Source organism: Streptococcus shenyangsis (assembly GCF_006385785.1).
Classification (GTDB): domain Bacteria; phylum Bacillota; class Bacilli; order Lactobacillales; family Streptococcaceae; genus Streptococcus; species Streptococcus shenyangsis.
Map to the genome: position 1 here is coordinate 1 of NZ_VFSH01000019.1, position 26276 is coordinate 26276.

Below are 26276 nucleotides of genomic sequence, written 5' to 3' on the forward strand. Positions count from 1 at the left end.
TTGTAGACTATATTGATTACTACAACAATAAACGAATTAAGGTAAAACTAAAAGGACTCAGTCCTGTGCAATACAGAACTAAATCCTTCGGATAAATTGATTGTCTAACTTTTTGGGGTCAGTACACTGATATTATGCGTTTTCTGATTTTAAAGACTTTTTGCCTGACCCTTTTCACCTTGTTAAAACACCATTGATCTTAACTCATCACTTACCTCTTAAAAAATCTTTAGAATTGGCTTAATCCCCTTTATTGTATCGCGTTTGGAGTTTTTTAGGTATAACCTTCGACGCGCACCTTACGTAGGACGACAGACTCATAGCTTTATACATAATAGAACGAGTATCTCCATCTGTAGAGATACTCGTTTTTTGCTATTTTCAAAGTGTTCTTTTTGACCAATCCCATACATCATTTTTATAGTAAATTGAAACTAGAATAGTACATCGTGGATACTAAAACATTTCTAGAAATTAATTTGATTTCCCTAATCAAGTTGCACACATCTTATTTCAAACCACTATATATTCAATGAAAATCAAAGAGCTAACTAGGAAGCTAACCGCAGGTTGCTCAAAGCACCGCTTTGAGGTTGCGGATAAAGCTGACGTGGTTTGAAGAGATTGTCGAAGAGTATTAAGGAGTATAGAATAGTATTTTAACTCCATCCTCTAAAGTGCTCCCAATAAAAGATACTTGAACACTATATTCAGCATATAAGCTTTATGCCCTAAGTCAAAACAATCATTCTTTTCTAATTTATCGTAAAGAAATATAAATTCACAGAATGATGCCAGATAACTTAAAAAATAATTCTTTGGAAAGAGCGAATCAAAACTTGATTTATCACTTTTTATTCCACTATCTTTTCTTTACACATATTGATAAAGTACTGGTGCAAGCGCACATCATCAGTCAATTCTGGATGAAAAGAGGTTACCAGCATATTTTTTTCTTGGGCTGCAACGATTTGATCTTCAACTCTTGCTAGAATTTCTACACCCTCTCCAACACTGCTGATAATTGGACCACGGATAAAGGTCATTGGAATCTGACCAACTCCCTTACATTCTGCTTCCGTGTAGAAACTCCCTAGTTGGCGCCCATAGGCATTGCGCTCGACCACCATATCCATAGTTCCTAGATGACTCTCTTCCTGAGAAGTAATTTCCTTAGCCAGCAAAATTAAACCCGCACAGGTTCCAAATACTGGTAATCCAGAAAGAATGGTTTCTCGAATGGGAATCAGCATGTCCTGCTCACGTAAAAGCTTGCCCATGGTTGTAGATTCCCCACCAGGTAATATCAATCCCGACAAATCACTCTGATATTTCTGAAAATCATCTAGATTTCTGATTTCAACACTCTCGACACCTAGTTTATCTAGCACTTTTGCATGTTCTGCAAAGGCACCTTGCAAGGCCAATATTCCGACTTTCATCTATTTTCCTCGCTCTGCCATGAGAATTTGGATTTCATTTTCATTAATACCAACCATGGCTTCTCCTAAATCTTCAGAGATTTGGGCTAGTATTTGAGGATTTCGGAAATTGGTTACCGCCTTAACAATGGCACTGGCTCGTTTAACAGGATCTCCTGACTTAAAAATACCTGAACCGACAAAGACCCCCTCTGCCCCTAATTGCATCATGAGAGCAGCATCTGCAGGTGTTGCTACACCACCTGCTGCGAAGTTCACGACTGGTAGTTTTCCATGTTCGTGCACGTATTGAACTAATTCTACAGGTACTTGGAGTTCTTTTGCTGCAACATAGAGTTCATCTTCACGTAGATTTTGAATGCGGCGAATTTCCTGATTCATCATACGCATATGGCGAACAGCTTGGACAATATCTCCTGTACCCGGTTCTCCTTTTGTACGAATCATAGAAGCACCTTCAGCGATACGACGCAAGGCTTCTCCCAAATCCTTAGCCCCACAGACAAAAGGAACTTGGAATTCTTTCTTGTCCACATGGAAACGGTCATCAGCAGGAGATAGAACTTCACTCTCGTCGATATAGTCAATTTCAATAGCCTCTAAAATCTGAGCTTCAACAAAATGCCCGATTCTGACCTTGGCCATCACTGGGATGCTAACCGCTTCTTGGATTTCCTTGATCATCTTTGGATCACTCATACGAGAAACACCACCAGCTGCACGAATATCAGCTGGAATCCGCTCCAAGGCCATCACAGCTGCCGCACCAGCAGCCTCTGCAATACGGGCCTGTTCAGGATTTTGAACGTCCATGATAACCCCGCCTTTAAGCATCTGCGCCAAGTTTTTATTTAATTCATAACGATTTTCAGTCATTTCTTTATCCTCATTATTTGTATTGGTAGCTACTATTTCATTTTAAGTCAGAACAGAATGAATCACAAGATAAAAAAATCGTAATTGTGTGGGGACAAATCATCTAAAAAACTATCTGACCTTAACTTAAGGCCAGATAGTTCATCAAATTTTATTTTTCAGCTGTAAGTGCAGCCATTGTGATGTAGTTGTAAGGTTTGTTGAAGTGTGGCAAGAAGAAGAGGTCTGTCAATGCCAATTTATCAATTGTCACATGCTCTTGGATAGCAAGTGAGAACATGTGGATTCCCATGCTAATTGCAATATCATGTGAAACCATTTGGGCACCAAGAATTTCACGACTATCTTTGTCAAAGACAATCTTAATCGCTACTTCATGGTTATCATGTTTCATGAATTCTGGTTTTTGTAGATCGTTAAAGCCTGTTTCAGTTGCATTGTAACCAGCAGCTTTTGCTTTTTCAAGTGTCAAACCAGTTGAAACCATGTGAAGACCATAGATTGAGATACCGTTTGAACCTTGAACACCGATTCCTTCCAATTCATGTCCACAAGCGTTGTAAGCACCAACAATACCAGTACGAACAGCGTTTGAAGCAAGAGCGATGTAACTAGTTTCTTTACGAGCATTGTCATAGACAGTTGCACAATCACCAACGGCAAATACACCTGGGATAGATGTTTCTTGTTTCTTGTCTACAAGGAAGGCACCGTTGCGGAAGAGTTCAATCTTACCATCAGCAAGGGCTGTGTTTGGACGGAAACCAACTGCAAGGATAACCATGTCTACATCGAAAGTCTCTTTATCAGTAATCAAGCGTTCAACTTTACCGTCACCTTCGATTGCTTTAACAGTTTGACCAAGAGCCAAACGGATGTTGTGGTCTTCCAAGTTCTTGGCCATCATTTGTGTGAAGTCTTTGTCATAGTAACCGTTCAAGACAGTATCTACAATATCAACAAGCACAACTTCTTTTCCAAGACGTTCAAAGGCTTCAGCAAGTTCAACACCGATATAACCACCACCAACAACAGCGATACGATCAAGGTGTTTACTCTTGTCAGCAAGCTTATTGATAACTTCTTCAGCGTTTTGGTACAATTTAACGAATTGTACGTTTTCAAGAGTTGCTTTAAATTCGCGGTTTCCTTTAACAATTTCAACACCTTCGATTGGTGGCAAGATTGGTGTAGAACCTGTAGCGAAAATCAATTTCTCGTATGATTCTTTGTGCTCTTTTCCTTCAACTTCTGCTGTAACTACTTTGTTATCATAGTCGATTGAAAGAACTGGTGAGTTCATGTAAACCTTAGCACCTTTAGCTTCCAATTTTTCTTTATCAGAATAGAACAAGCCTTCAGCACCGTCAATTTGTTCCCCAATCCAAAGGGCCATTCCACATCCTAGGAAAGAGATGTTAGAGTTTTGGTCAAATACAACGATTTCGTTCTCATTCCCAAAATTATCCAACATAGTATTAATACATGCTGTACCAGCGTGGTTAGCACCAACTACAACGATTTTACTCATAGAAAAATTCCTACCTTCAATTTTAAATTTACTCTTCTAGTATAACATTTACTGTTAGCGTTTACAAGAGTTTTGCTAATTTTCCCGATTTTTTTGTAAAAAAATGTAAATAATTTGTATTTTATCATTCTTTCTTACAATTATTCTTTATTTTCTGAGCATATTTCTTGACAACTTTACAAATTTTATTTGTGAAAACGCTGACTTTATGGTATGCTAATATCATGGAAAGAAATTGTAAGGGGTTAAATTTAATATAAATTTACAATATTTCAACCTTCTTTTCACATAAGAGAAAGGAGTTGGTAGCTTGCCTCTTAGTTCACATTCCGAACGGCTAATGGGGACTACTATCACTATTTCATTAGTAGATGAGCGAGCCGATATCTTGCTTCAAAAATCCTTTGATTTACTCAAAGAGCTAGAATACCGCTTCAATGCCAATAGCCAAGAATCTGAGTTGATGGAGATCAATTATCAAGCTGGAATAGCTCCAGTCAAAGTTCATCCAGACCTGTTTGAACTGCTTGCACTTGGATTAGAGCATAGCCTAGCGCCCTCTAGCCATCTCAACATCAGTATTGGTCCCTTAATTCAAACCTGGCGTATCGGTTTTTCAGATGCCAAAGTGGCCCAACCCCAAGAAATTGAATCGGTGCTCCCTTTAATCAATCCTCATTATATCGAGTTAGATTCTTCCACTTCCACTGTGTTTTTAAAACAAAAAGGAATGAAGATCGATCTTGGTTGTTTAGCCAAGGGTTATAGTGCGGATAAAGTTGCCCAATTTCTGAGAGAAGAAGGAGTGACATCTGCCTTGATTAATCTGGGAGGGAATATCCTGACCATTGGAAAAAATCAGGCAAGAGGGGATCAGCCTTGGCAAATTGGGATTCAAGACCCAGCCAATCCTAGGGGAAATCACTTAATGACCATCCCTGTTGTCAATCAATCTGTCGTGACTTCAGGCATTTATGAACGTCACCTGACAGTCGACGGAAAAGATTACCATCATATTTTTGACAGTCAAACAGGATATCCTGTTGAAACGGAACTAGCTAGTCTAACAATCATCTCTGATAAATCAGTTGATGGTGAAATCTGGACAACTCGTCTATTTGGAGAAAGACCTGCTGCTATCCTCTGGCAAGTCGAAAGTTTGGAGGGCATCGAAGCCATCCTAATCGATAAGGAAGGTCACCTAAGCTGTTCTTCAGGAATTCCTACTCTATAGAAACAGATGTTTCAATGGAGTTTTAAAATCGTATTATGTAAAAAGAGAAAGGAAATCTCATGTTAAAACTTATTGCTATTGTTGGAACAAATTCAAAACGTTCTACAAACCGTCAATTGCTTCAATACATGCAAAAACACTTTGCTGAAAAAGCTGAAATTGAACTTGTTGAAATTAAAGACATTCCTGTCTTCAATAAACCAGCTGACAAGCAAGTACCTGTTGAAATTTTAGAAATTGCTGCTAAAATTGAAGAGGCAGATGGCGTTATTATCGGTACTCCTGAGTATGACCACTCTATTCCAGCTGTTTTAATGAGCGCTCTTGCTTGGTTGTCATACGGTATTTACCCACTTTTGAACAAACCAATCATGATTACGGGTGCTTCTTACGGTACACTTGGTTCATCACGTGCCCAATTACAACTTCGCCAAATCTTGAATGCTCCAGAAATTAAAGCTAGTGTCCTTCCAGATGAATTCTTGCTTTCACATTCTCTTCAAGCCTTCAACCCAAGTGGAGACCTAGTAGATCTTGATGTTATCAAAAAACTGGATGCTACTTTTGACGACTACCGTATCTTTGTAAAAATCACAGAAAAATTGCGTAATGCACAAGCACTACTTCGTAAAGATGCAGAAGACTTTGACTGGGAAAATTTGTAAGATAGGAGACCAAAAAGAATGAAATTTGTTGGACTTGTAGGATCAAACTACGATCAATCATATAACCGTAAACTCTTGGAATTCATCCGTCGTCACTTCAAACTCAAATTTGAATTAGAGGTTCTTGAAATTGACGAAGTTCCAATGTTTAACCAAGACGAAAAATGGGATGAAAGTTTCCAATTACGTTATTTATATAACAAAATTACTCGTGCTGATGGTGTCATTATTGCGACTCCTGAGCACAACCACACAATCTCAGCTTCTCTTAAATCTGTTCTAGAATGGCTTTCATACGAAGTTCATCCATTTGAAAACAAGCCAGTCATGATTGTAGGTGCTTCTTACTACGACCAAGGTACTTCTCGTGCCCAAGTTCACCTTCGTAAGATTCTTGACGCTCCAGGTGTCAATGCCTATACTCTTCCAGGAAATGAATTCCTTCTCGGTAAAGCTAAAGAAGCCTTTGATGTTAATGGGAATATCACAAATGAAGGAACTATTAATTTCCTTGAAACATGTTTAGACAACTTTGTAAAATATGTGGGAGTCGTTTCAAAATTGAAAAAACCAAAACCAATCGCACCAGAAGATTTATATTGTACAAATCCAATCGCAACTACCATTCAAGGAGTTGACCCTGATGATCCTGAATGGGTAGAAAAAGCAGCTGAGCTTGTTGGAGCTGTTTCTGGAGATACTTACGTTAAATTAGACCACGGTATCTTGACAGTTAACCAAATTGATATGTTCTTGAAAGCAATGCCATTTGAGTTGACATATGCGGATGATAATAACCAATTCTTGTACTACAATAACGCCCACCAAGATCCAAACACTATGTATGGTAAACGTGTGCGAGTTCAAGCAGGTAGCCGACTAGGAACAGTACATGCTTCTCTACCACCTGCAAGAATGAAAAACGTTGAGTGGGTTGTAGGCGTATTACGTAATGGTGATCAAGAGTATGTCCGTACAATTGTTCCGGGACAACCAGAAGGTGTAATTAATACTCATAACTATAAAGCAATGTACTATCCAGATGGCTCATATGCTGGAATTAATGAAATTATCTTTAATTTCCAACCATGGCTTGATTGGTACTTAGAAACAACTGGTCAACGTCTAGTTGGTGGAAATGCTGCAGCTTCTGCTGGTGGACATGGTCACGGCGATGCAGATGCTACATCTGGAGCTTCTGATGCAGGTGATGCTGGAGGCCACGGTGGTGGTGCAGACGCTACATCTGGAGCAAGTAACTAATACTTTTAGGAACCGTTATGGTTCCTTTTTTAGTGATAAAAAGACTAGCAGACAAACACTGCTAGTCTTTTGGTTATTATTTCATCTATCTTTATTAAAAGAAAGAATATTTATTATGAATTTGGGTCATCGAGACTACGACCGTGTAAACCTTTTTCACGTTGGACTTGGCGTAGTTTTTCTGGTGTAACATCGTTTCCTTCTTCGTCCACAATTTTGATTCCCTCAATATGGTGACGAACAGAGCGACGATAACCTTCGATGTACTCCTCACGTAGTTTAGCTTGTTCCACTTTTTCTTCTGGTGTCAAACCTTCTGCTTTTTTCTTTTTAGCAAGCTCATTGATACGATCAATTTTTTTCTGATCCATTTCTTCTCCTTTGTGATAAGATAAAGTCCGTTTATCAAATTTTATTTAGTGTTAATTTGGTTAAAACGTGCAAGTTTAGCTGCTTTTTGAGTTAAATGAGACAAGATAGCCAATCGATTTTGACGAACAGCCTGATCTTCTGCCATTACCATGGTATTTTCAAAGAAAGCATCAATAATTGGGCTAAGCGCAAAGAGTTGTTCTAATTGCTGACTTACAGCACCTGACAAAACGAGTGATTCTACTGCTTCTGCCAAGGCTTTCTCTTCTTCATTTTCAAAGAGAGCTGGATCAACTGTAGCAACTCCTTCTGCCTTCTCAGCCAAATTAAAGGCACGAGAAAGTGATTCAACAGATGGTTTAAAGTCTGCTCCCTTGCTTGCTTCTACGAGAGCACTTGCTGCTTCCAACATATCTGCCACAACAAAGTTTGATCCTGCAAGAACGGCTTCCTTAATATCTTTTGGAGTAGAACCCATCATCTTATCAACACGAGCCTTGATAAAATCCATAACCTCTGCCTTATTTTCATAAGTCAAGCTGTCAAATTTCAATGCATAAAGGCTATCAATCAGCTCATCCATAGCAATATGCCAACCAAAGGCATCCAAGATACGAACTACACCTTGAGTTGCACGACGAAGGGCATAAGGGTCATTAGAACCTGATGGAATCAAACCTACTGAGAAGAAACTCAAAATCGTATCCAATTTATCTGCAATGGCAAGCACTGCACCGACCTTACTCTCTGGAAGTTCTCCTTCGGCTGATGTAGGCATGTAGTGTTCACGAATAGCAGTTGCCACCGCTGGAGTTTCACCAGCAAGAAGGGCATATTTTTCACCCATAATTCCTTGGAGCTCGTCAAATTCACCAACCATCCCAGTCAACAAGTCAAACTTGTAAATGGCTGCTGCACGAGCTAGGTCAATCGTTTCATCCGCTGACAAACCAGCTTTTTCTGCCAAAAGAATAGCAATCTGACCCGTACGAATCATGTGTTCACGAAGGGAACCAATCTTTTCGTGGAAAGTCACATTGTTTAATTTTTCAACAAGGTCTGAAATCACTAATTTTTGATCTTCACGCCAGAAGAATTCACCGTCTTCCAAGCGAGCTACCAAGACTTTTTCATTTCCTTTGATGACATTTTCCAAATGCTCTGCGTTTCCATTACGAACAGAAATGAAGTTTGGCAAGAGTTTACCATCTTGATCACGGACAACAAAGTACCGTTGGTGTTCCTTCATCGAAGTCACCAAGACTTCTTCCGGAACTTCAAGGTATTTGGCATCAAAACTTCCCATAAAGGCAGTTGGGTATTCAACCAAGTTCAAGACTTCATTAAGCAAGTCCGCATCAATTTCGATATGTACACCATGCTCAGCTTCGATTGCTTTGATTTGGTCAACAATCATTTGCTCACGTTCACGTGGATCTGCGATTACAAACTGTGCACGAAGATCTTCTTCATAGCTCAATGCTGACTGAATCTTAGTTTCTTGTCCCAAGAAACGATGACCACGGCTCACACGATCACCCTTGATATCGAGGAAATCCAAATCAAATTCTTGCTCGTCCAAAAGAACGGTTAAAGTGTGAACAGGACGAATGTATTCAAAGCTATTTCCAGCCCAGTGCATGCTGACTGGGAAAGTCAGTGACTTCAAGACATCCACAACACCAGGAATGATAGATTCAACTGGTTGACCAATTTCTTCCTTAGTGACATAGACATATTCTTCACCCTTGATTTCACGGAATTCGATATCTTCAACAGTCAAGCCTTTTCCACGGACAAATCCTTGAGCTGCTTTTGTGAAGTTTCCAGCACTATCCAAGGCAATTTTCTTTGCTGGCCCCTTAAAATCTTCTGTCAAATCAGACTGTTTGTCTGCTAAACCAGTAACTCGAACAGCCAAACGACGTGGTGTTGAGAATGTTTGAATAGCTTCAAAAGACAGGCGGTTTTCCTTGAGGAAGGCTGCCATTTTTTCGCCTAGTTGTTTTTCACTTGGTGTGACAACATAGGCTGGTAATTCTTCAAGACCGAGTTCTACTAATAAGTTTTTTGTCATGTTTTTTCCTTTACATTTTCTTCAATCTTTTTTGATATGCACCTTAGGTACTGGGGACGTCGCTAACTAACTTTGTGAGTCTGTATGGAAATCTAATGCTAAATTGATCAAGATTTCCAACAGTCTCATCAAAGTGGATTTAGCTGACTGATTTTTGAACCTAATACTCAATGAAAATCAAAGAGCAAACTAGGAAGCTAGCCGTAGGCTGTACTTGAGTACGGCAAGGTTAAGCTGACGTGGTTTGAATTTGATTTTCGAAGAGTATAAGGTTTCAAAAATTCCCACATAAAAGTACGGCGGTGCATATCCCTCTAGCAAGTCTTCGACTTGCCACTAACGATTTTAGAGCACAGTATTACTCACTATTCTGCGTCTTCTGCTAAGAGTTTAGCTCGTGTTTCTTCATCCAAAAGTGGGTAGCCTAGTCGTTTGCGTTCTGCGACAAAGGTTTTGGCTACGACACGAGCCAAGTTACGGATACGAGCGATATAGCCTGCACGCTCTGTTACAGATACCGCACCACGCGCATCAAGCAGGTTAAAGGTGTGTGAACATTTTAGAACATAGTCATAGGCAGGGTGAACCAAACCTTCTTCCAAGGCACGACCAGCTTCTTTTTCAAACTTATCAAAGTTTTCCAACAACATTTCTTGGTCCGAAATTTCAAACGAATATTTTGAGTGCTCATACTCAGGCTGGATAAAGATTTCTCCGTATTTTACACCATCAGCCCACTCGATATCATAGACAGAGTCTACTTCTTGAATGTAAGAAGCCAAACGCTCCAAACCATAGGTAACTTCCGCAGTCACAGGGCCAGTTGCCAATCCACCAACTTGTTGGAAATAAGTGAACTGAGTGATTTCCATACCGTCAAGCCAAACTTCCCAACCAAGACCAGCTGAACCAGTTGATGGGTTTTCCCAGTTGTCCTCAACAAAACGAATATCGTGTTCCAAAGGATTGATTCCCAATTTTTCTAAAGACTCAAGATAAAGTTCTTGGATATTTGATGGAGAAGGCTTCATAACCACTTGGAATTGGTGGTGTTGGTATAGACGGTTAGGGTTTTCCCCGTAACGACCGTCAGCAGGACGACGTGATGGCTCTACATACGCTGCATTCCACGGCTCAGGTCCGATAGCACGAAGAAAAGTGTATGGACTCATGGTTCCCGCACCTTTTTCATTGTCATAAGCCTGCATAAGCATACAACCTTGATCATTCCAAAATTGTTGCAAAGTCAAAATAATTTCTTGAAATGTTAATTTATTAGACATTGTTTACTCCTTTAGTTTTTATATTTCTTTTTCAATTAATTTCTGCTGAACAAACCAATTTAACAAGGGTAGAGTTTTATCTGTATTTGCCCATAAATGATAAGAATCGAAGACCGCTTGTACACTACCTAGATTTTCTACCAACTTATCTATTGTCAAAAAACTACGCCAGTATTCGTAAAAAATACTTGCATAGTTCTTATCATAAGTCGAAGAACCAAAATCATTCAATGAATGCCAACCATACTTCTTCTGAAAAAGTTCTACAAGAGATTGATTACAAATTTTTTCCGCTTGAAATTCCTCTTCTGTCAAGAAATACTTGCGACTAATATATTCAACCATCCCCTCTTCGAACCATATATAAGAGTCGTAACCATCAAAATCATCTAAAAAATACTCCGACCAATGAGCTAACTCATGTCCTACAATCTGTAAGAGGAAATTTTCAGATAAAGAATGATAGTGACTTTCTATTGCTTGAGTTTGCTGAGAACACTCGTAGTCCATCAACTGATACAAATACAACTCTTTCCAAACAGCTAAATCAGGCGTCATAACCATTCGTCTATTATTTGTATAGGCTGGAACAGCACTTTCCCTAATAATCTGTGTAGCAGCATTAAAACTTGACCAAATAACGGCTTGCGGTAAATCACAGACTGCAAGTTCATTCTTTAAAAAAGATTGATAATCTTTCAACTTTTCAGTATTTCTTACTACAAACTCACGAAATGCAGCTAGTTGACTATCGTCTTTTACAAGATAAAGGTTTTCCACGTCTCTCCTTTCTTTCACACAATAGACTGAATAAGCAAAAGAACCGCATTTCAACACCCAAGCCTTGCGACTAGGGGCGTCAGAAACGCGGTTCCACCCTAATTTATTACTTCATTGTTTTTGAAAATACTACAGAAAGCGCCAGTTCTTTATTTTGCCCTACTTGGCTCCCACTATCCCAAGCTCGCTTGAAGAACGCCATAAGACTTTCTTTCCTGCTGACTATTATATCAAAAATTAGAATAATGTACAATTCTTTTTATGATTTTCTAAAAATCCATATCATCAACTCGTGGAGCACCAGACTGAACAGCAATCGCTTTTAAGGTTTCACGCTCCTCATGACTCAGTTCAATTCCAAAGCAATCAAGATTAGCCTGAATACGAGAAGCTGTGACAGATTTTGGAAGTGGTAAAAATCCTTCTGCTAAACTCCAGGCCAAGGCTATCTGAGCAACCGATTTTCCATGATTTGCTGCGATTTCTTGGACTTCCTTACTATCAAACAATTCTCCCTGACCAAAAGGTCCCCAAGCTTCCAATAAAATTCCTTTTTCTCGACAGTAATCTACGACTTCCTCTTGATACACACCTGGAGCCAAACGAACTTGATTGACCGCTGGAAGAATTTTTGCTGTTTCAAGCAAGGCATCCAGATGATGGGGAAGGAAATTACTAACACCGATAGCACGGATTTTGCCTTCTAGGTAAAGATCCTCCATCGCTCTCCAAACTTCTGAATTTCGGATTTTCCAGTGGTTATTTTCTCTGAGTGGTTTTGGATTTGGCCAATGAATCAAATACAAATCCAAATATTCCAAGCCCAGCTTCTCTAAAGACTCTTCAAAAGCCTGACGAGCTTGCTCATAGTTGTGATTTCTATTCCAGAGTTTGCTGGTTACAAAAATTTCCTCACGCGGAACGCCACTATCTTGAATGGCACGACCAACGCTTTCTTCATTTTTATAAATCGCTGCCGTATCGATATGGCGATAGCCTGCCTTTAAAGCCTCTAGGACAGCTTGATAGGCAATCTCTCCATTTTCAGCCTTCCAGGTTCCAAATCCTAGAACAGGAATTAGAACGCCATTATTTAAAGTATAAGATTTCATTATTTTTCCTCTCTATGTAAAGCAAATCCAAAGAAACAAGTTCTCATAGAAAACTTATCTCTTTAGATTTTATGTATTATTGGTCACGGTCGAAATAGAGTTGGTGAGGTTTAAGACGAGAATTTAACAAATCTGGTACAGTTACAAAGTCATAACCTTGCCCTTTCAAATAGTCAATAACCTTTGGTAGAGCATTTACTGTCTCAGCATGGATATCATGCATGAGAATAATAGAACCATTCTTGACTTCACGCTGAATTTCTGTCAAAATAGCTGCTTCATTTTTACTCTTCCAGTCCAGACTATCCACATCCCACATAATAAAACTCAAATCGAGGCTATTGCGAATGTCATCTGTAATGGCTCCATAAGGCGGACGCATAAGTTTAGAACTAGAGCCCAGCACCTTAGTTAGCGCATCCTCCGTATCAGTAATTTGTTTTTTAGCCTCATCAAGAGAAAGTTTTGAAAGAACGGGATGACTCCAACTATGGTTTCCAATAACATGGCCATCTGCTTTCATGCGTTTCAAAATCTCTTCATTGCCAGAAACATTCTTACCTAAAACGAAGAAAGTTGCCTTAATACCATACTTAGAAAGTGTATCTAATGCTTGAGTTGTCGTTGCAGGATTTGGTCCATCATCAAAAGTCAAGGCCACTACTTTACGATTTTTCTTTTCATAATAAGCCTTATAAAGTTCTGCATCCTTATCTAATAAATAAGAAGACTGAATAACTTCAAAGAAACTAGATACTGGCAAGGCAATCTCATCCAGATTTTCAACTGTCTGACTTGGATAAAGGACAATCTGACTATCCTTGTAATCAAAATTCCATGCAGACAAGTCTTGGTCAGAGAAGCTTTTAACAAGCTGATCGACCTTCTCTTGCTCCAATTTCTTGTCCTGTAAGAAAGAAGCCGTTTCTTTTATCAGCTGCTCTTTGGCTTTACTAGCATCTGAAAATAATTGATCAAGTGTAAAAGGTTTGCCATCTTCTGTCAAATGGACTTTTGCCAGATTAGTTTTTTCAGTCTCTTCAACTTTTGACGAAGTTAAATCATAGACTTGTTTCATCACACTTCGGTTGACAATCCCTTTTAAAGGCGAATCTTGTTTCTCCGTATAATAAAAAACTAGATTTTCTTTATCTTCCAGATTTTCCTTAATATCCTGTGTCATGATGTCTTTTACAGACGAAATCACTTGCTCCCCTTGAAGAGGATAATAGGCAATCACTTCGGCTTGCCCCTTACGAAAATGATCCTTCTGATTCCCCTCACTCAATTGATCATCTTTCTCTTTTTTGAGAGATTCAATCTTTTGTTCAAAACTTTGTTTTGTGTATATTTTGTATCCAATTATTGAACCTAGGACACAAATACTAACTGCAAATATGGCTACTAGGGTTAGTAAACCAATTCTCTTTTTATCGCGCTCAACACGCTTTGCTCTACTTTTATCCATAGGACTATCATATCAAATTCAAGCTATAATTTCAATGATTTTGAAGGAAATAGTATATTAAAAGAGGGGCAATCCCCTCTTAAGATTTTATTTGACTGCTTCTTTCAAGGCTTCTACCTTGTCCAAGCGTTCCCATGGAAGATCAATATCTGTACGTCCCATGTGTCCGTAAGCCGCTGTTTGACGGTAGATTGGACGTTTAAGGTCAAGCATTTGGATAATTCCTGCAGGACGAAGGTCAAAGATTTGACGAGCCGCTTTTTCAAGTTTGCTTTCAGCTACTGTTCCTGTACCAAAAGTATCAATACGAACAGATACAGGTTGCGCAACACCGATAGCGTATGCCAATTGCACTTCTGCCTTCTTAGCAAGACCTGCTGCAACAATGTTTTTAGCAATGTAGCGAGCTGCATAAGAAGCTGAACGGTCCACCTTAGTCGCATCCTTACCAGAAAAGGCACCACCACCGTGACGTGAGTAACCACCATACGTATCTACAATAATCTTACGACCAGTCAAACCTGAGTCTCCTTGAGGACCACCGATTACAAAACGACCTGTCGGATTGATAAAGAATTTTGTCTTATCATCAAGATAAGAAGATGGAATAACTTCTTTGATGACCTTGTCAATCACATCTTGATGGATTTGTTCATTGCTAACTTCTGGATCATGCTGAGTAGAAATAACGACTGTATCCACGCGCACTGGCTGGTCATTTTCATCATATTCAACTGTAACTTGAGATTTAGCATCTGGACGAAGATAGCTGATTTCACCAGACTTACGAAGCTCTGATAAACGACGAACCAACTTGTGACTGAGTGAGATTGGAAGTGGCATGAGTTCTTCTGTTTCATCTACCGCAAAACCAAACATGAGACCTTGGTCTCCAGCTCCAATCAAATCAAGTGGATCTTGATCTGCATTCCCACGAACCTCCAAGGCTTCGTTAACACCTTGAGCAATATCTGGTGATTGCTCCACCAAAGATGGGTGTACTCCCACCGTTTCAGCAGAAAATCCATATTCTGTATTGGTATAACCAATCTCTGCAATGGTATCACGAACCACACGATTAATATCTACATAAGCTGTAGTTGAAATTTCACCAAATACATGAACTGAGCCAGTATAAACCGCTGTCTCAGCAGCAACGTGTGCCTCTGGATCCTTTGCTAAAATAGCATCCAAGATAGCATCTGAAATTTGGTCTGCGATCTTATCCGGATGCCCCTCAGATACAGATTCAGACGTGAATAATTTACGTTCTGACATAAAAATGTCCCCCCTTAAAAATAGTGTTATAGAGTTACAAAGTACTGATAGGTATTTCTTAGTGATAAATGCCTACCATCTTATCGGGACTATATAACTTCACCATTATATCATTTTTTAGCGCAATTTGCAGTCCATATACTCAACAAAAATCAAAGAACAAGCTAGAAAACTAGATGCAGATTGCTCAAAGTAGAGTTTTAATGTTGGCAATAAAACTGATGAAGTCAGATCAAAACACCGTTTTGAAGTTAAAAATAAGGAGGCTGGGAAAAAGTCTTTAAAATTAAAAAACGCATAGTCAAGTCTTGAAAAAACTTGAGACTATACATTTTTTGTGGGGAGATTTACTTTATTTTTCTTAAAATTGAGTTTTGGCTCAACCTCATCAAAATCTATATAGCTTATCAATTTGCTACGTAGAACCGGTGCATTTTTCAGGTCTAACGTTTTAGAAAAATATCCGTCAATTCACTATATTTTATATTTGTTTACATTTTTCTTCAACCAAGTTTCCATCACTCATTACATAAACTCGGTCAACCTTATCAAGAAGGCGTGTATCATGTGTAATCATGACAACACCTCTTCCTTGCTCATGGGCAATTGAAGCCAACATATCCGTTACTTGGTAAGCCCGCTCTGTATCAAGACTAGCTGTAGGCTCATCTGCCAGTACGATGCTAGGATTGTTGTAAAGCGCCCTAGCAATCGCCGCACGTTGACGTTCACCACCTGATAAAGCCTTGGGATACTGATTTTGTACTTTTTCCAAATCCAACAAGTCAAACAGCTCTTTTCGATCACTTTTACTATTTTTTCCCTTATCCAGTCTGTCAATCAAATCCAGCTGTTCCTTGACCGTTAGAAAAGGAATTAAGTTTGAAGTCTGAAGAATGAAGCCAAACTCTCTAAAACGGAGGTTCGTTTTCTCCTTCTCCGTCAGACTGCCTGTTTCCTTCCCCTTGACTAAAATCTTTCCACTCGATGCTTCCTGAAGTTGTCCTAGAGTCGTTAGAAAAGTCGTCTTTCCAGAACCTGAGGGCCCAACGATAGCCACGAACTCTCCCGCATTTAGCTGAAAATTCGTCTCATGCAGAGCTACGACTTTCATCTTTCCTTCCCCGTACGTTTTTGTCACTTGATTCATTTCTATCAATGCTGTCATACTATTCTCCTTATCATTCTGCAATCGCAGTAATCGGGTCCACCTTTAGCAAGCGTGGGAGGGAAATGACACCACCAAGAAGAGCCATCAAGCAAATAACCGAGCTTAGAATCGAGTAGGCCATCCAACTTGGGTAGAAAAAGAAGGTAGCTGGTAAGAGCAAAATCACTCCTCCGATAGCAAGCAAGGATAAAGTAGTCCCCATACCAGATAGAAGCAAGATCTGACAGAACAGAGACCATACAATGGTTTTAATCTGTATTCCCTGAGCCCGCATAATTCCATAAAGTCCTAGCTTTTGTATGGTAATGATATAAACAAAAATACCAACAATCAAGCCTGTTATAACAATCATAGCGATAATCATTCCTGAAAATACATTAACTTGAGGTGTGTAACCAGGAATTTTCGAAATCATTTTTGGGATAGAAATCTGTTTCAGTCCATCGCCAGTCACTTCTATGTCATTTTTTAATACCAAGGCAGAGATAGCACGATTAGCTTTCAAGGTCCCTTGTAAAATCCAATAAGTTGTCAAACTTGTAAAGACAACAGGCTCGGTGAAAAATTTATTTCCTTGAGTCAGACCTACAATCTTGTAACTTTCCTCGCTTCCATTGAGTTGAATGGCATCACCTAGCTTAATTCCATAGTTTTCAAAGGACTGATCTACGACAACCTCATCATCGCTTTCAGGATACCGTCCCTCCGTCAAACTAGGAGAGATAAAATCGTCCCACTCTTGAGCAAAGATGGAAACATTGACCTTTTCACTATCATCGACTAGATTGGTCACAGCGAACATATAACCCAGTGGAGCGGCCTCCTCAGATCTCTTTTCCTTATAATCCTTTTCAGGAATAAAAGATGCTGTCAAATTATCATTTGCGTAGTCAGATAAAACCACACTCGTCGCTTGCCAATTGTCAATAGCAGCCCGGTTGTTTCGCACAAGACCAAGAGCTAGACTGGTCATAAAAAAGACCATAAAAGAAATAAGAAAAATAGTGGTTAAAATCAAACTATATCGAAGTTTGTTCTGTAATATTTCCTTGATAGCAAGATACATGCTTGTCTCCTTTAACTTTTCCAAGAGGTATCAATGAGATACCCCGCTACTATAAAAATAGGAGACAGAAAATCTGTCCCTGTATTCCAAACAAATCTCACTAATCAAATTAAATAAAATCAAGAAAATAAGTAAATATTTTTTCTAAAAATGAATTATTTACTTAAAAATATAATTAATTGTAAATATTAATAAGCATTAGGTGTTTATCCATCCTATCATTTTCACAGTATGGTGTCAAGAAAATTGATTTTGAAAAAGCACTTTATTCTTTTTGTAACCTTTCTGTAATAATTCTCTGCTAAAAAAATGATAAAATAGGTATGTACTGTTAAGGAGAGAACCATGTCCGTAAAAAAATTAAAATCATATGAGGTAGACTATCAAGAAGAATTAAACCAGCAACTTCCTCGCTATCAGGATTATGCGCCCGAATCACAATCTGATACCAGTTTTCAAGAAATCCTATTTTTTGTTAATATCGCTGTTTTTTGTATCTGTATTGCTATCTTTAGTTTTATCTTCTTGGCGTTAAAACTATCAACTGCTCTTGCCTTTGTCGCAGCAATCGGATCCAGCTTACTTGTTCTAAAAATCCAACGCTCTATCATCAAACGAAAACTAAAAAGATAAATCCAAAATATCGCCCCAGCCGGAGCGATATTTTTATTTTTTCTTTTTAGATGGTGTCTGAATGGCAATCTTCACTTCAAAGATTGTTCCTTTTGGTTTATTATCTTTAACAGTAATGGTTCCTTTTAAGGCATCTACAATCTGCTTGGCCAGTGATAATCCTAAACCAAAACCTCCTTTTTGACGAGTTCTAGCCTTGTCCACTCGATAAAAACGATCAAAAATTTTCTTCTTATCTTCTGCTGAAATACCGACTCCATTATCAGAAACAAGTAAATACAGATTACGGTCAGTCGCTGAAATCACAAAATCAATTTCACCATCCTCTTCAGTATACTTGACAGCATTATCAAATAAGATAGTCATCAACTGCTTCAATAGAAGCTGATCTGTGACAATCGTTCGATGGATACGATTTTCAAAACGGAAGACACGATCATTTTCCGAAGCAATCATCTCATAGTTTGTGAAAGTTGTATTAAAAAAGCTAGTTGGAACTTCTCCAAGTTCAGGCTTAATCCCATCATCTCTTCGAGCTAAATTCAACAAGTTCGTCGTCAAAAACCGCATATTTCGGACTTCTTCCAAACTCGATGCAATACTTTCGCTCACATCCATAATGGTAGCTTCAGGCTTACGGAAAAGGGTCTCTAAGCGATTTTGCAAAACTGCAAGTGGGGTTCGTAACTCATGACTGGCATTTTCCACAAAGGACTGTTGCTTCTGCATGCTCTCAAGCAGGGGCCGAACACTGACCCTAGCTAGATAGAGACTGGCAAGTAAAGACAAAATCCAGAAACTAGCCATCACAACGACAATCAATTGCTCATGCTTTTGACTGGCCTGCTCCAACTGACTGGTATTAATCAAGACAGCAGCATACTTGATATTGGTTGAAACCGAACTGATATTCGTTTCCATCAAAATCATGCGATAGATTTCTTCCTGTCCATAGCTATTAAAAACCTGAATCTGATAGATATGGCCTAGTTCTTTTTTCTCTAACTTAATCTTATCCAATCCCAAAAATCGATTTCCAGAAAGGAGCTGGGTAAAATTCTTATCAAAAAGAATGACTTCTGTATTGGAACTGACATTGGGTTTTACATCAGTCTTGCTAGTATCTGTAGCAGCATTCTCCAAATCTTTAATCTCTTCCGTCGCCCTATTTACCGCCAACTGAATAACTGCCTGAGGATTGTTGCTCAAGCCATGAAGCTTATCATCCACCGAAGTATAGAGACTCGAGTGCATGACCTGCAAAATAATCAGAGTCATGGTGGAGAAAATCAGAGTGAAGACACCGAAGTTGCGAATAAAATAACTAAAGTCATCCGCATACCATGTTTTTTTTAGTTTACTGAACATCTTTTAAAATATACCCAACACTACGCAAGGTTTGCAAATTCTCTGCAAAAGTGGTTCCTTTTAATTTCTTACGGACTTTTGAAACATAGACTTCGACAACTGAAATCGTTGTGTCACTATCAAATCCCCATAGACGATCAAAAATCTGAGTCTTAGGCAAAATAACATTTTGATTTTGAAGGAAATAAACCAGTAAATCGAACTCTTTTCCAAGCAATTCGACAGGAGTATCTTCAACCTTAACGGTATTGGTTGACAAATTAACTACAATATTTCCATAAGTCAAGGTATTTTCATTAAACTTACCTGAACGTTTGAGAAGGGCTTGAATACGCATTTTGAGTTCTTCTAGGTAGAAAGGTTTAGTCAGATAATCATCCGCTCCTAGTTCAAATCCATGCCCCTTGTCATCCAAGCTCTCCTTAGCAGTCATAATCAGAACTGGTGTCGTAATTCCCTTTTCACGCAATTCTTTCAAGACTTGGAAGCCATTTTTTTCAGGTAACATTAAATCGAGCAAAATCAAGTCATAGACGCCACTTTCAGCTTCGTAGAGACCTTCTTCCCCATCAAATACCTGCATGACATCTGCAAAATCGTCTAAAAAGTCAAATACTGAATTTGACAGGCCTAGGTCATCCTCAACCAATAAGATTTTTATCATGAGAAACTCCTCCTTATTAAAACCATTATACCAAATTTGCCTTAAAAAAAACTCAACTCCCTCTTACTTTAAGAGAGAAAGTTGAGTTTTTATTATTTTACGAATGTTTAAGCTTTCCCATATTGAAGAACGACTGCTTCCACTGCAGCTTTTTCACGGTTAATCAAGTCAACACGCGCTGCAATTTCCTTGATTCCCATACCGATGTTACGGCTAAGAGCAAGGTCAGAAAGTTGCGGTTCAAAGAATTCCTTGTACTCTGCCAAGCGTTGCTGAGTCTTAAATACGTGCGCAGGAAGGATAACAAAGCTATCAAAGCTCATATCTCCTCCCAGAGCTGCCTTAATCCAAGCCCAGTTTTCACGAGCCCAAGACCAAGCTGTTTCCTGAGTTGCTTGATGACCTAAAAACTGGAAATACCAAGCTGACAAGTCTTGTGGTTTGACCACAAATTTGTCCTTCCAAGAAGCAATCAAGGTTTGGATATTGTCCGCATCTGTACTGTGGGCAAGAGCCGCTGCCAACTGGCGTTTAAAGACAGCATCTGTTGCGTGCGTATAAGTATCAAGATAAAGTGCTAACAAGTCTTTGGTCTCATGATGTTTCATTTCATTGATCAGAACTTGTGAACGAATAGCTGCTGGAAGTCCTGCAAGATTCTCCTTGTGAGCCGCGAAGATTTGGCTAGCGACTTGACTAGCTTCTGCATCATTTGAGCGAATCATCATCGAAATGGTCAACTGACGAACCAATTCATCCTCATCTGATTCTCCATCTTTAGCTTCAAAACCAAGACGGTCATAGTTATGACGAGCCAATTTCGCAACCAAGGCTTTGAAGGCTCTTTCAGCTTCTGTTCCTTCATCGATAAAGCGCTCGAGGGCAGAAATCACTTGAGAAATGGCTGAAACGACAAGGTAAGATTCTTCCTTAGCAAGTTTATCAAGGACTGGGAGCAAGTCAGCATAAGAAATGTGCCCTGCTTCAGCAAGCAGACGACGTTCTTGAACGATTTGCAGTTTGCTTGTGTTATCAAGTGTCTCTAGCTCAGCAAGAACTGCATCCAACAAGTCTCCTTGATAGTCGGTAATGTAGTGGGCTGTATTTTCAGTATTGAAACGAAGAGCTCCTTCATTTTCAGCAAGAAGGGCTGCGTAGCCAGGGATTTCGATGCTTTCAGTTTCAAGTGTATCAGGCAAGCCTTTCCAGTTGCTGTTTAGTGGTACAACCCAGAGACGGTTCTTATCTTCGTGCTCACCAATGAAGAATTGTTTTTGTGAAATCTTCAAGACATCATTTTCAACTTTGACAGTGAGAACTGGATAACCAGGTTGTTCCAACCAAGAATCCATGAAGGCTGCGACATCACGTCCAGACGCTTGACCAAGAGCATCCCAAAGGTCACGACCAATTGTATTGCTGTATTGATGTTTTTCAAAGTAGGCATGCAAACCTTTGGCAAAATCGGTATCACCTAGCCAACGACGAAGCATGTGCATGAGGCGACTTCCTTTGGCATAGACGATAGCTCCGTCAAAGAGCGTATTGATTTCATCTGGGTGTTTAACTTCCACGTGAACAGATTGAACGCCATCAGTCGCATCACGTTTCAAGGCAGACGGAACACCACCTGTTTGGAAATCTTCAAAGATATTCCAGCTTGGTTCAATAGCATCCACACAGACGTATTCCATCATGTTAGCAAAGCTTTCATTGAGCCAAAGGTCATCCCACCATTTCATAGTTACGAGGTTCCCAAACCATTGGTGAGCCAATTCATGGGCCACAACAAGGGCAACTTGTTGACGGCTGGCAAAGGTAGAGTTCTCATCCACAACCAAGTACACTTCACGGTAGGTCACAAGACCCCAGTTTTCCATAGCTCCAGCTGAGAAGTCAGGAAGGGCGATGTGGAGAGATTGAGGGATTGGGTACTTAACTCCATAGTAATCTTCGTAAAACTCGATAGAGCGAACAGCGATATCCAGTGAGAAATCAAGGTTTGATAGTGGATGAGCTTTGGTTGAATAAACACCTACGAGAGTACCGTTTTTAGTTTTAGCCGTCACACCTTGCAAATCACCCGCAACAAAGGCTAACAAGTAAGAAGACATGCGAGGTGTTGTCTCAAACTTCCAGATACCTGTTTCCTTACGGTTTTCAACTTCGATTTCTGGCATATTAGACAAGGCCAATTCACCTTCCGCTTGGTCAAAACGTAGAGAAAGGTCAAAAGTTGCCTTGGCTTCAGGCTCATCCATACATGGGAAGGCTTCGCGCGCAAAATGACTCTCGAACTGAGTAGACAAGACTTCCTTCTTGACTCCATCAACTGTGTAATAAGAAGGGTAAATCCCTGTCATGTTGTCTGTAATTTTTCCTGAGAAAGCGATAACCACTTCAACTTGACCTGCTTCCGCAAGTTCAATATGAAGGGCTTCATTGTCATGGTCAACTGTAAATGGGCGAGCTTCCCCTGCAACTTCTACAGAAGCGATTTCCAAGTCTTTTTGATGAAGGGAAATGCGGTCACTCTGTGCTTGACCAGTGATGATCACCTTCCCTGAAAACGTCTTGGTCTCACGACTCAAGTCTAAAAATAAATTATAATGTTCAGGAACAAATTGCTTAATAAAATGTTCAACTGCTTGCATAGTTTTCTCCTATCTAAGTTTAAGAGCTAGAGCTCTTCTTCAAACAAACTTATTATATCATGTTTTGCCTGAGAAAAAAGGATTGGACAGTGATTTCCAAAACTTTCTTCCTTCTAGAAGTCTACAGTGGGTAAACCTTGCGAAATTCTTCTAAAACAACCTTGCTTTCAGGTGTAAAAGTCAGTCCTGCCTCCCTCATCCACTCGGTGAAACAATCCTCATGAACCTGACGCCAATAGGCGAGGGATTTGTCTCCCTCACCTTCCTTATAGGCATGGTCAGTTGACACTCGATTGAAGGGTTCAACAGAAACCTTTGTAATTTCGACAATACAGATGGCCTGATTTTGACTATCTAAAATGACATCGAAGGTCCCTTCTTGCGGAAGGGATTCGTCCTCTACTGCGTAGAGGTCATAGGCTGACGCTGTTGCTGTCTTTTCGCCTTTAAACACCAAATCCGCTAAAAGGTCTGGTTCCACTCCAAAAGCCCAAGCATCGATTTCATCTCCGATAGAAGGATTGATTTGCTTGTATTTATTCCACATTTCTTGCGGTGTCATAGGTTGCTCCTTTGTAATTTTTTACTTTCTTCTTTTATGTGTTTGAGATGGCCTGGATGGTCAATTTCTAAATCAAAAATCTCCGGAATAGAGCTGTAATGGAGAATGCACTTGATACCCAACTGATTCATTTTTTGTATGAAAGAAGTATTCAGATAGCCTGCTACAGCAAAGTCAATATTTTTAATCCTTGCTTTATCCTGCATCTGTCTCAGCATATCTAACATTATTGGATTTTCCATATCATGCCATTGACTATTTCTCACAGTCGCAAAAATAAAAGAAGTCAAATCATTCATTCCAACTACAATCTTTGAAATGCCCGTTTCCATTATTCTGTCCAAGTCAAAATACGCTGACGGTAATTCAATCATCGTGCCGACTTTCCCAGTAAAACCATGCTGGCGCAATACTCTAATAGCTTGTTTTAACTGTTCAGCATCATTGACAAAAGGAAAGATAAGAGACAGATTGGAATTGGTTTGATAAACTTCTGTAACGACATGTACCTCCGCATGAAATTCATCCAAACACGCTAGTAAACGTCTAGTTCCTCTATAACCAAACAAGGGATGATTTTCATCAAAGTACTCTTTAGTCCCCTCTAAACAATTGGCTTCTGTATTCGTTAATTCTGAAAAACGATACCAGACATCTTCATCCGAGTACAATGAGCAAATAGTGGCTAGATAATCTTTTACAAATTGCTGACAACTTGGTAACAGGATGTTTTGATTGAGCTCTCTCAACAAATATTCTCCACGAATCATACCGACGTGGTGCAATAGTTGAGGGTAAACTTTTTCATCCAGTTTTTCGCCACTAAGGGCAAGTTGATTTCTCATCATTCACCTTCCAATTCATGTAAAAAGTCTTGTCCAGTTCTGGAAATCCTAATAATTCAGACTTAACCTTCAAGACTAATGGCGATGCATTTTCTTCTGTGATCTCTTGAATATCCATCCAAATATATCCGAGTGAATCATTCGCACCATCAGCTACAGCTTCCGAAATCGTAACTTGAGGTGCACTCTCATTCATTTCAACATCATACAAGGCCATGATATGGTGAACCATAAAATTTTTTAACTCTTCCCTGACGAAAACATCGTAGATTCGAGGATTAGAGTAGCTTCTAACAGTAAATCCCGTCTCTTCCATAACTTCTCTAGTCAGCGTTTCCGTCAGTCCTTCACCAAGTTGCTGACTGCCTCCAGTTAGATCATACCGATGTTGATAAGGGCCTCTCGTTTTTTCAATGCAGAGTAACTTCCCATTTTCAAAGCAAACAGCGTAGACTCCAAAGTGTCTTTTGATTTCCATCAGATCCTCCTACTTCAAAGACCAGCCACCATCTATTGTCAAAATTTGTCCCTGCATGGCAGATGCCTTTCCACCGGCCAAAAAGAGACTGACTTCTGCCACTTCCTCTGGTTCAATCCAGCGCTTGATTGGTGTTTCACTAGCCACCCAGTCAGCCAATCCACCTGGCTCAAAATCTGCAGCGGTCATAGCTGTCTTGACTGCTCCTGGAGCAAGCCCAAATACCTGAATCCCAGCTTCTGCATAGTCTAGAGCCAACTGCTTGGTAAAGCCTGCCAAGGCGTGCTTCGAAGAAGTATAGGCGTGTCCACCGCCACCTGCTAGGCTAGAAGCGATGGAGCACATATTGATGATGATTCCCTTTTTATTTTCCAACATTTGTGTCAAATAAAATCGAGTCAACTCTACTGGAGTCACGTAGTTAATTTCAAAAATTTCTTGAATTTCCTGCGCTGTCTGTTCCAAAAGTGGTTTATAATCATCCAAAACTCCAGCAGTATTGCACAAAATATCCACCTGTGGACACCAGGCAAAAATAGGCTCTAAGTCCAAGGTCAAATCTCTCTGTAAAAAGTGGAAATCACCCTTTAAGGGTGGATTTTCTCCTTGATCCACACCATAAACTTGATCGCCATTCTCTAAAAAGAGTCGAGCTTGAGCCAGACCGATCCCTGAACTCACTCCTGTAATGAGTACACGTTTAGTCATGCACTTCTACCCAATCCGTCGCTAAAACATCACAAGGTGTCGGGCTCCACATGGAAAAACCTTCTCCCTCACCAGACACGTTGATGAGGAAATAGGGCGTCACTTCTAGGGCCACACCATTTTGCTCGATAGTGTCAAAAAGTTGGACATAGTTTTCAGCACCTCCCCATCCAGTTCGTACAAATTTTTTCTTAGCCTTTAACCCAGGCAGGATTTCTTCGAAAGTCATATTTTTTCTCCTTTTATATCAATAATTCTTCAATTAATTATAACAAAAAATGCTTTAAAATTCCTTTTGACTCATCCTAATTCAAAATCAATAAACTTTTTATTACCATTTCTAGCAACAATGACCTCAGGTTTTTTTGAGACAAAGTTTAAATCACTATCTGAAACTTATATAAGCTTTTTCTTTTTTAAAACAATTCAATAAAATCATATCTATAAAAAATGATAAGGTAATTTGAATCTAGAATCGTACAATATCGCTTCTGAAATATTTCTAGAATTGCTTTAAATTCCTTAATCAATTTGTTCAGTTTCTATTTCAATATACTATAAGATGAGACTGGATAAAAAGTCTTTGCGATCACAAAAACGCATAGTATCAGGTGTTCAAAATGAACTGCACCCCAAAAGTTAGACAGAAAAAATCTAACTTTTGGGGTGTTTTTATTATGAAATTAACTTATGATGATAAAGTTCAGATCTATGAACTTAGAAAACAAGGATATAGCTTAGAGAAG

At 39.4% G+C, this 26276-nt stretch carries 25 protein-coding genes and 1 pseudogene; 6 read left to right on the forward strand and 20 right to left on the reverse strand.

What is annotated here, in order from left to right; all coding sequences use genetic code 11:
- Positions 1-95 (forward strand): IS3 family transposase (locus FJR77_RS09830; RefSeq protein ID WP_140834408.1); only part of this gene is annotated, 95 nt, incomplete at its 5' end.
- Between the two features lie 759 nt (positions 96-854).
- Here FJR77_RS09830 and pdxT read toward each other — a convergent pair.
- From pdxT to nox, 3 genes are all read right to left on the reverse strand, one after another.
- Entirely contained in the window at positions 855-1442 is a 588-nt protein-coding gene (gene pdxT / locus FJR77_RS09840; RefSeq protein WP_140834703.1) for a pyridoxal 5'-phosphate synthase glutaminase subunit PdxT, read from the reverse strand.
- Positions 1443-2318, reverse strand: a complete 876-nt coding sequence (gene pdxS / locus FJR77_RS09845; protein WP_000138526.1) for a pyridoxal 5'-phosphate synthase lyase subunit PdxS — start codon at positions 2316-2318, stop codon at positions 1443-1445.
- 151 nt (positions 2319-2469) lie between these two features.
- Positions 2470-3849, reverse strand: coding sequence for a H2O-forming NADH oxidase (nox, locus tag FJR77_RS09850; protein ID WP_061759045.1), 1380 nt, complete (start codon positions 3847-3849; stop codon positions 2470-2472).
- 310 nt (positions 3850-4159) lie between these two features.
- Between nox and FJR77_RS09855 the strand changes: the two genes are divergently transcribed.
- Genes FJR77_RS09855 through FJR77_RS09865 form a run of 3 tightly spaced genes read left to right on the forward strand, consistent with a single transcriptional unit; the run spans position 4160 to position 7011 of the window.
- Complete coding sequence (locus FJR77_RS09855; RefSeq protein ID WP_125451010.1) at positions 4160-5083, forward strand: FAD:protein FMN transferase; 924 nt, start codon at positions 4160-4162, stop codon at positions 5081-5083.
- Positions 5084-5142: 59 nt separating this feature from the next.
- Positions 5143-5748: an NADPH-dependent FMN reductase gene (locus FJR77_RS09860; protein ID WP_125451011.1), complete on the forward strand. Its 606-nt coding sequence runs from the start codon at positions 5143-5145 to the stop codon at positions 5746-5748.
- 18 nt (positions 5749-5766) lie between these two features.
- Complete coding sequence (locus FJR77_RS09865; RefSeq protein ID WP_125421183.1) at positions 5767-7011, forward strand: NAD(P)H-dependent oxidoreductase; 1245 nt, start codon at positions 5767-5769, stop codon at positions 7009-7011.
- Between the two features lie 113 nt (positions 7012-7124).
- Here the strand turns inward: FJR77_RS09865 and FJR77_RS09870 are convergent, their stop codons facing one another.
- The 9 genes from FJR77_RS09870 to FJR77_RS09910 form a co-directional block, all read right to left on the reverse strand.
- Positions 7125-7382 (reverse strand): DUF896 family protein, encoded by a 258-nt coding sequence (locus tag FJR77_RS09870; protein WP_000372163.1) that lies wholly within the window; start codon positions 7380-7382, stop codon positions 7125-7127.
- A 41-nt stretch (positions 7383-7423) separates the two neighbouring features.
- A complete protein-coding gene (gene glyS / locus FJR77_RS09875; protein WP_140834701.1) occupies positions 7424-9460 on the reverse strand; it encodes a glycine--tRNA ligase subunit beta in 2037 nt (678 codons plus the stop codon).
- A 365-nt stretch (positions 9461-9825) separates the two neighbouring features.
- Positions 9826-10743 carry a glycine--tRNA ligase subunit alpha gene (glyQ, locus tag FJR77_RS09880; protein WP_101784896.1) on the reverse strand — a complete coding sequence of 306 codons (918 nt, stop codon included), beginning with the start codon at positions 10741-10743 and terminating at the stop codon, positions 9826-9828.
- Positions 10744-10761: 18 nt separating this feature from the next.
- On the reverse strand, positions 10762-11523 hold the full coding sequence (locus FJR77_RS09885; RefSeq protein WP_125451014.1) for an elongation factor Tu: 762 nt from the start codon (positions 11521-11523) through the stop codon (positions 10762-10764).
- A gap of 269 nt (positions 11524-11792) precedes the next feature.
- The gene (locus FJR77_RS09890) at positions 11793-12635 is read right to left on the reverse strand and encodes an aldo/keto reductase (protein ID WP_140834699.1); all 843 of its coding nucleotides are present in this window, start codon (positions 12633-12635) and stop codon (positions 11793-11795) included.
- Between the two features lie 76 nt (positions 12636-12711).
- Positions 12712-14103 carry a peptidoglycan-N-acetylglucosamine deacetylase PgdA gene (pgdA, locus tag FJR77_RS09895; RefSeq protein ID WP_140834696.1) on the reverse strand — a complete coding sequence of 464 codons (1392 nt, stop codon included), beginning with the start codon at positions 14101-14103 and terminating at the stop codon, positions 12712-12714.
- An 87-nt stretch (positions 14104-14190) separates the two neighbouring features.
- Entirely contained in the window at positions 14191-15381 is a 1191-nt protein-coding gene (gene metK / locus FJR77_RS09900; RefSeq protein WP_000003949.1) for a methionine adenosyltransferase, read from the reverse strand.
- A gap of 481 nt (positions 15382-15862) precedes the next feature.
- Entirely contained in the window at positions 15863-16549 is a 687-nt protein-coding gene (locus FJR77_RS09905; protein ID WP_140834694.1) for an ABC transporter ATP-binding protein, read from the reverse strand.
- Between the two features lie 13 nt (positions 16550-16562).
- Positions 16563-17618, reverse strand: a complete 1056-nt coding sequence (locus tag FJR77_RS09910) for an ABC transporter permease (RefSeq protein ID WP_140834692.1) — start codon at positions 17616-17618, stop codon at positions 16563-16565.
- Between the two features lie 345 nt (positions 17619-17963).
- On the opposite strand from FJR77_RS09910, the gene FJR77_RS09915 reads away from it, so the two are divergent.
- Positions 17964-18251: a DUF3270 domain-containing protein gene (locus tag FJR77_RS09915; RefSeq protein WP_140834690.1), complete on the forward strand. Its 288-nt coding sequence runs from the start codon at positions 17964-17966 to the stop codon at positions 18249-18251.
- 33 nt (positions 18252-18284) lie between these two features.
- Here the strand turns inward: FJR77_RS09915 and ciaH are convergent, their stop codons facing one another.
- From ciaH to FJR77_RS09955, 8 genes are all read right to left on the reverse strand, one after another.
- On the reverse strand, positions 18285-19619 hold the full coding sequence (ciaH, locus tag FJR77_RS09920; RefSeq protein ID WP_049535212.1) for a two-component system sensor histidine kinase CiaH: 1335 nt from the start codon (positions 19617-19619) through the stop codon (positions 18285-18287).
- Entirely contained in the window at positions 19609-20283 is a 675-nt protein-coding gene (gene ciaR, locus FJR77_RS09925) for a two-component system response regulator CiaR (RefSeq protein WP_000590639.1), read from the reverse strand. Before ciaR ends, ciaH begins: the two co-directional genes overlap by 11 nt.
- Before the next feature lie 107 nt (positions 20284-20390).
- A complete protein-coding gene (locus FJR77_RS09930) occupies positions 20391-22937 on the reverse strand; it encodes a M1 family metallopeptidase (RefSeq protein ID WP_140834688.1) in 2547 nt (848 codons plus the stop codon).
- Between the two features lie 121 nt (positions 22938-23058).
- Positions 23059-23499, reverse strand: coding sequence for an ASCH domain-containing protein (locus FJR77_RS09935; RefSeq protein ID WP_140834686.1), 441 nt, complete (start codon positions 23497-23499; stop codon positions 23059-23061).
- Positions 23496-24344: a putative PEP-binding protein gene (locus tag FJR77_RS09940; RefSeq protein ID WP_140834705.1), complete on the reverse strand. Its 849-nt coding sequence runs from the start codon at positions 24342-24344 to the stop codon at positions 23496-23498. Before FJR77_RS09940 ends, FJR77_RS09935 begins: the two co-directional genes overlap by 4 nt.
- Positions 24322-24822 (reverse strand): NUDIX hydrolase, encoded by a 501-nt coding sequence (locus FJR77_RS09945; RefSeq protein ID WP_140860138.1) that lies wholly within the window; start codon positions 24820-24822, stop codon positions 24322-24324. The genes FJR77_RS09940 and FJR77_RS09945 overlap by 23 nt, the downstream gene beginning before the upstream one ends.
- Before the next feature lie 9 nt (positions 24823-24831).
- Positions 24832-25530: a 3-oxoacyl-ACP reductase gene (locus tag FJR77_RS09950; protein WP_140834682.1), complete on the reverse strand. Its 699-nt coding sequence runs from the start codon at positions 25528-25530 to the stop codon at positions 24832-24834.
- Positions 25523-25759 carry a DUF2829 domain-containing protein gene (locus FJR77_RS09955; protein ID WP_000141906.1) on the reverse strand — a complete coding sequence of 79 codons (237 nt, stop codon included), beginning with the start codon at positions 25757-25759 and terminating at the stop codon, positions 25523-25525. The genes FJR77_RS09950 and FJR77_RS09955 overlap by 8 nt, the downstream gene beginning before the upstream one ends.
- 448 nt (positions 25760-26207) lie before the next feature.
- On the opposite strand from FJR77_RS09955, the pseudogene FJR77_RS09960 reads away from it, so the two are divergent.
- Positions 26208-26276, forward strand: a pseudogene (locus FJR77_RS09960) (transposase); the annotation flags it as partial.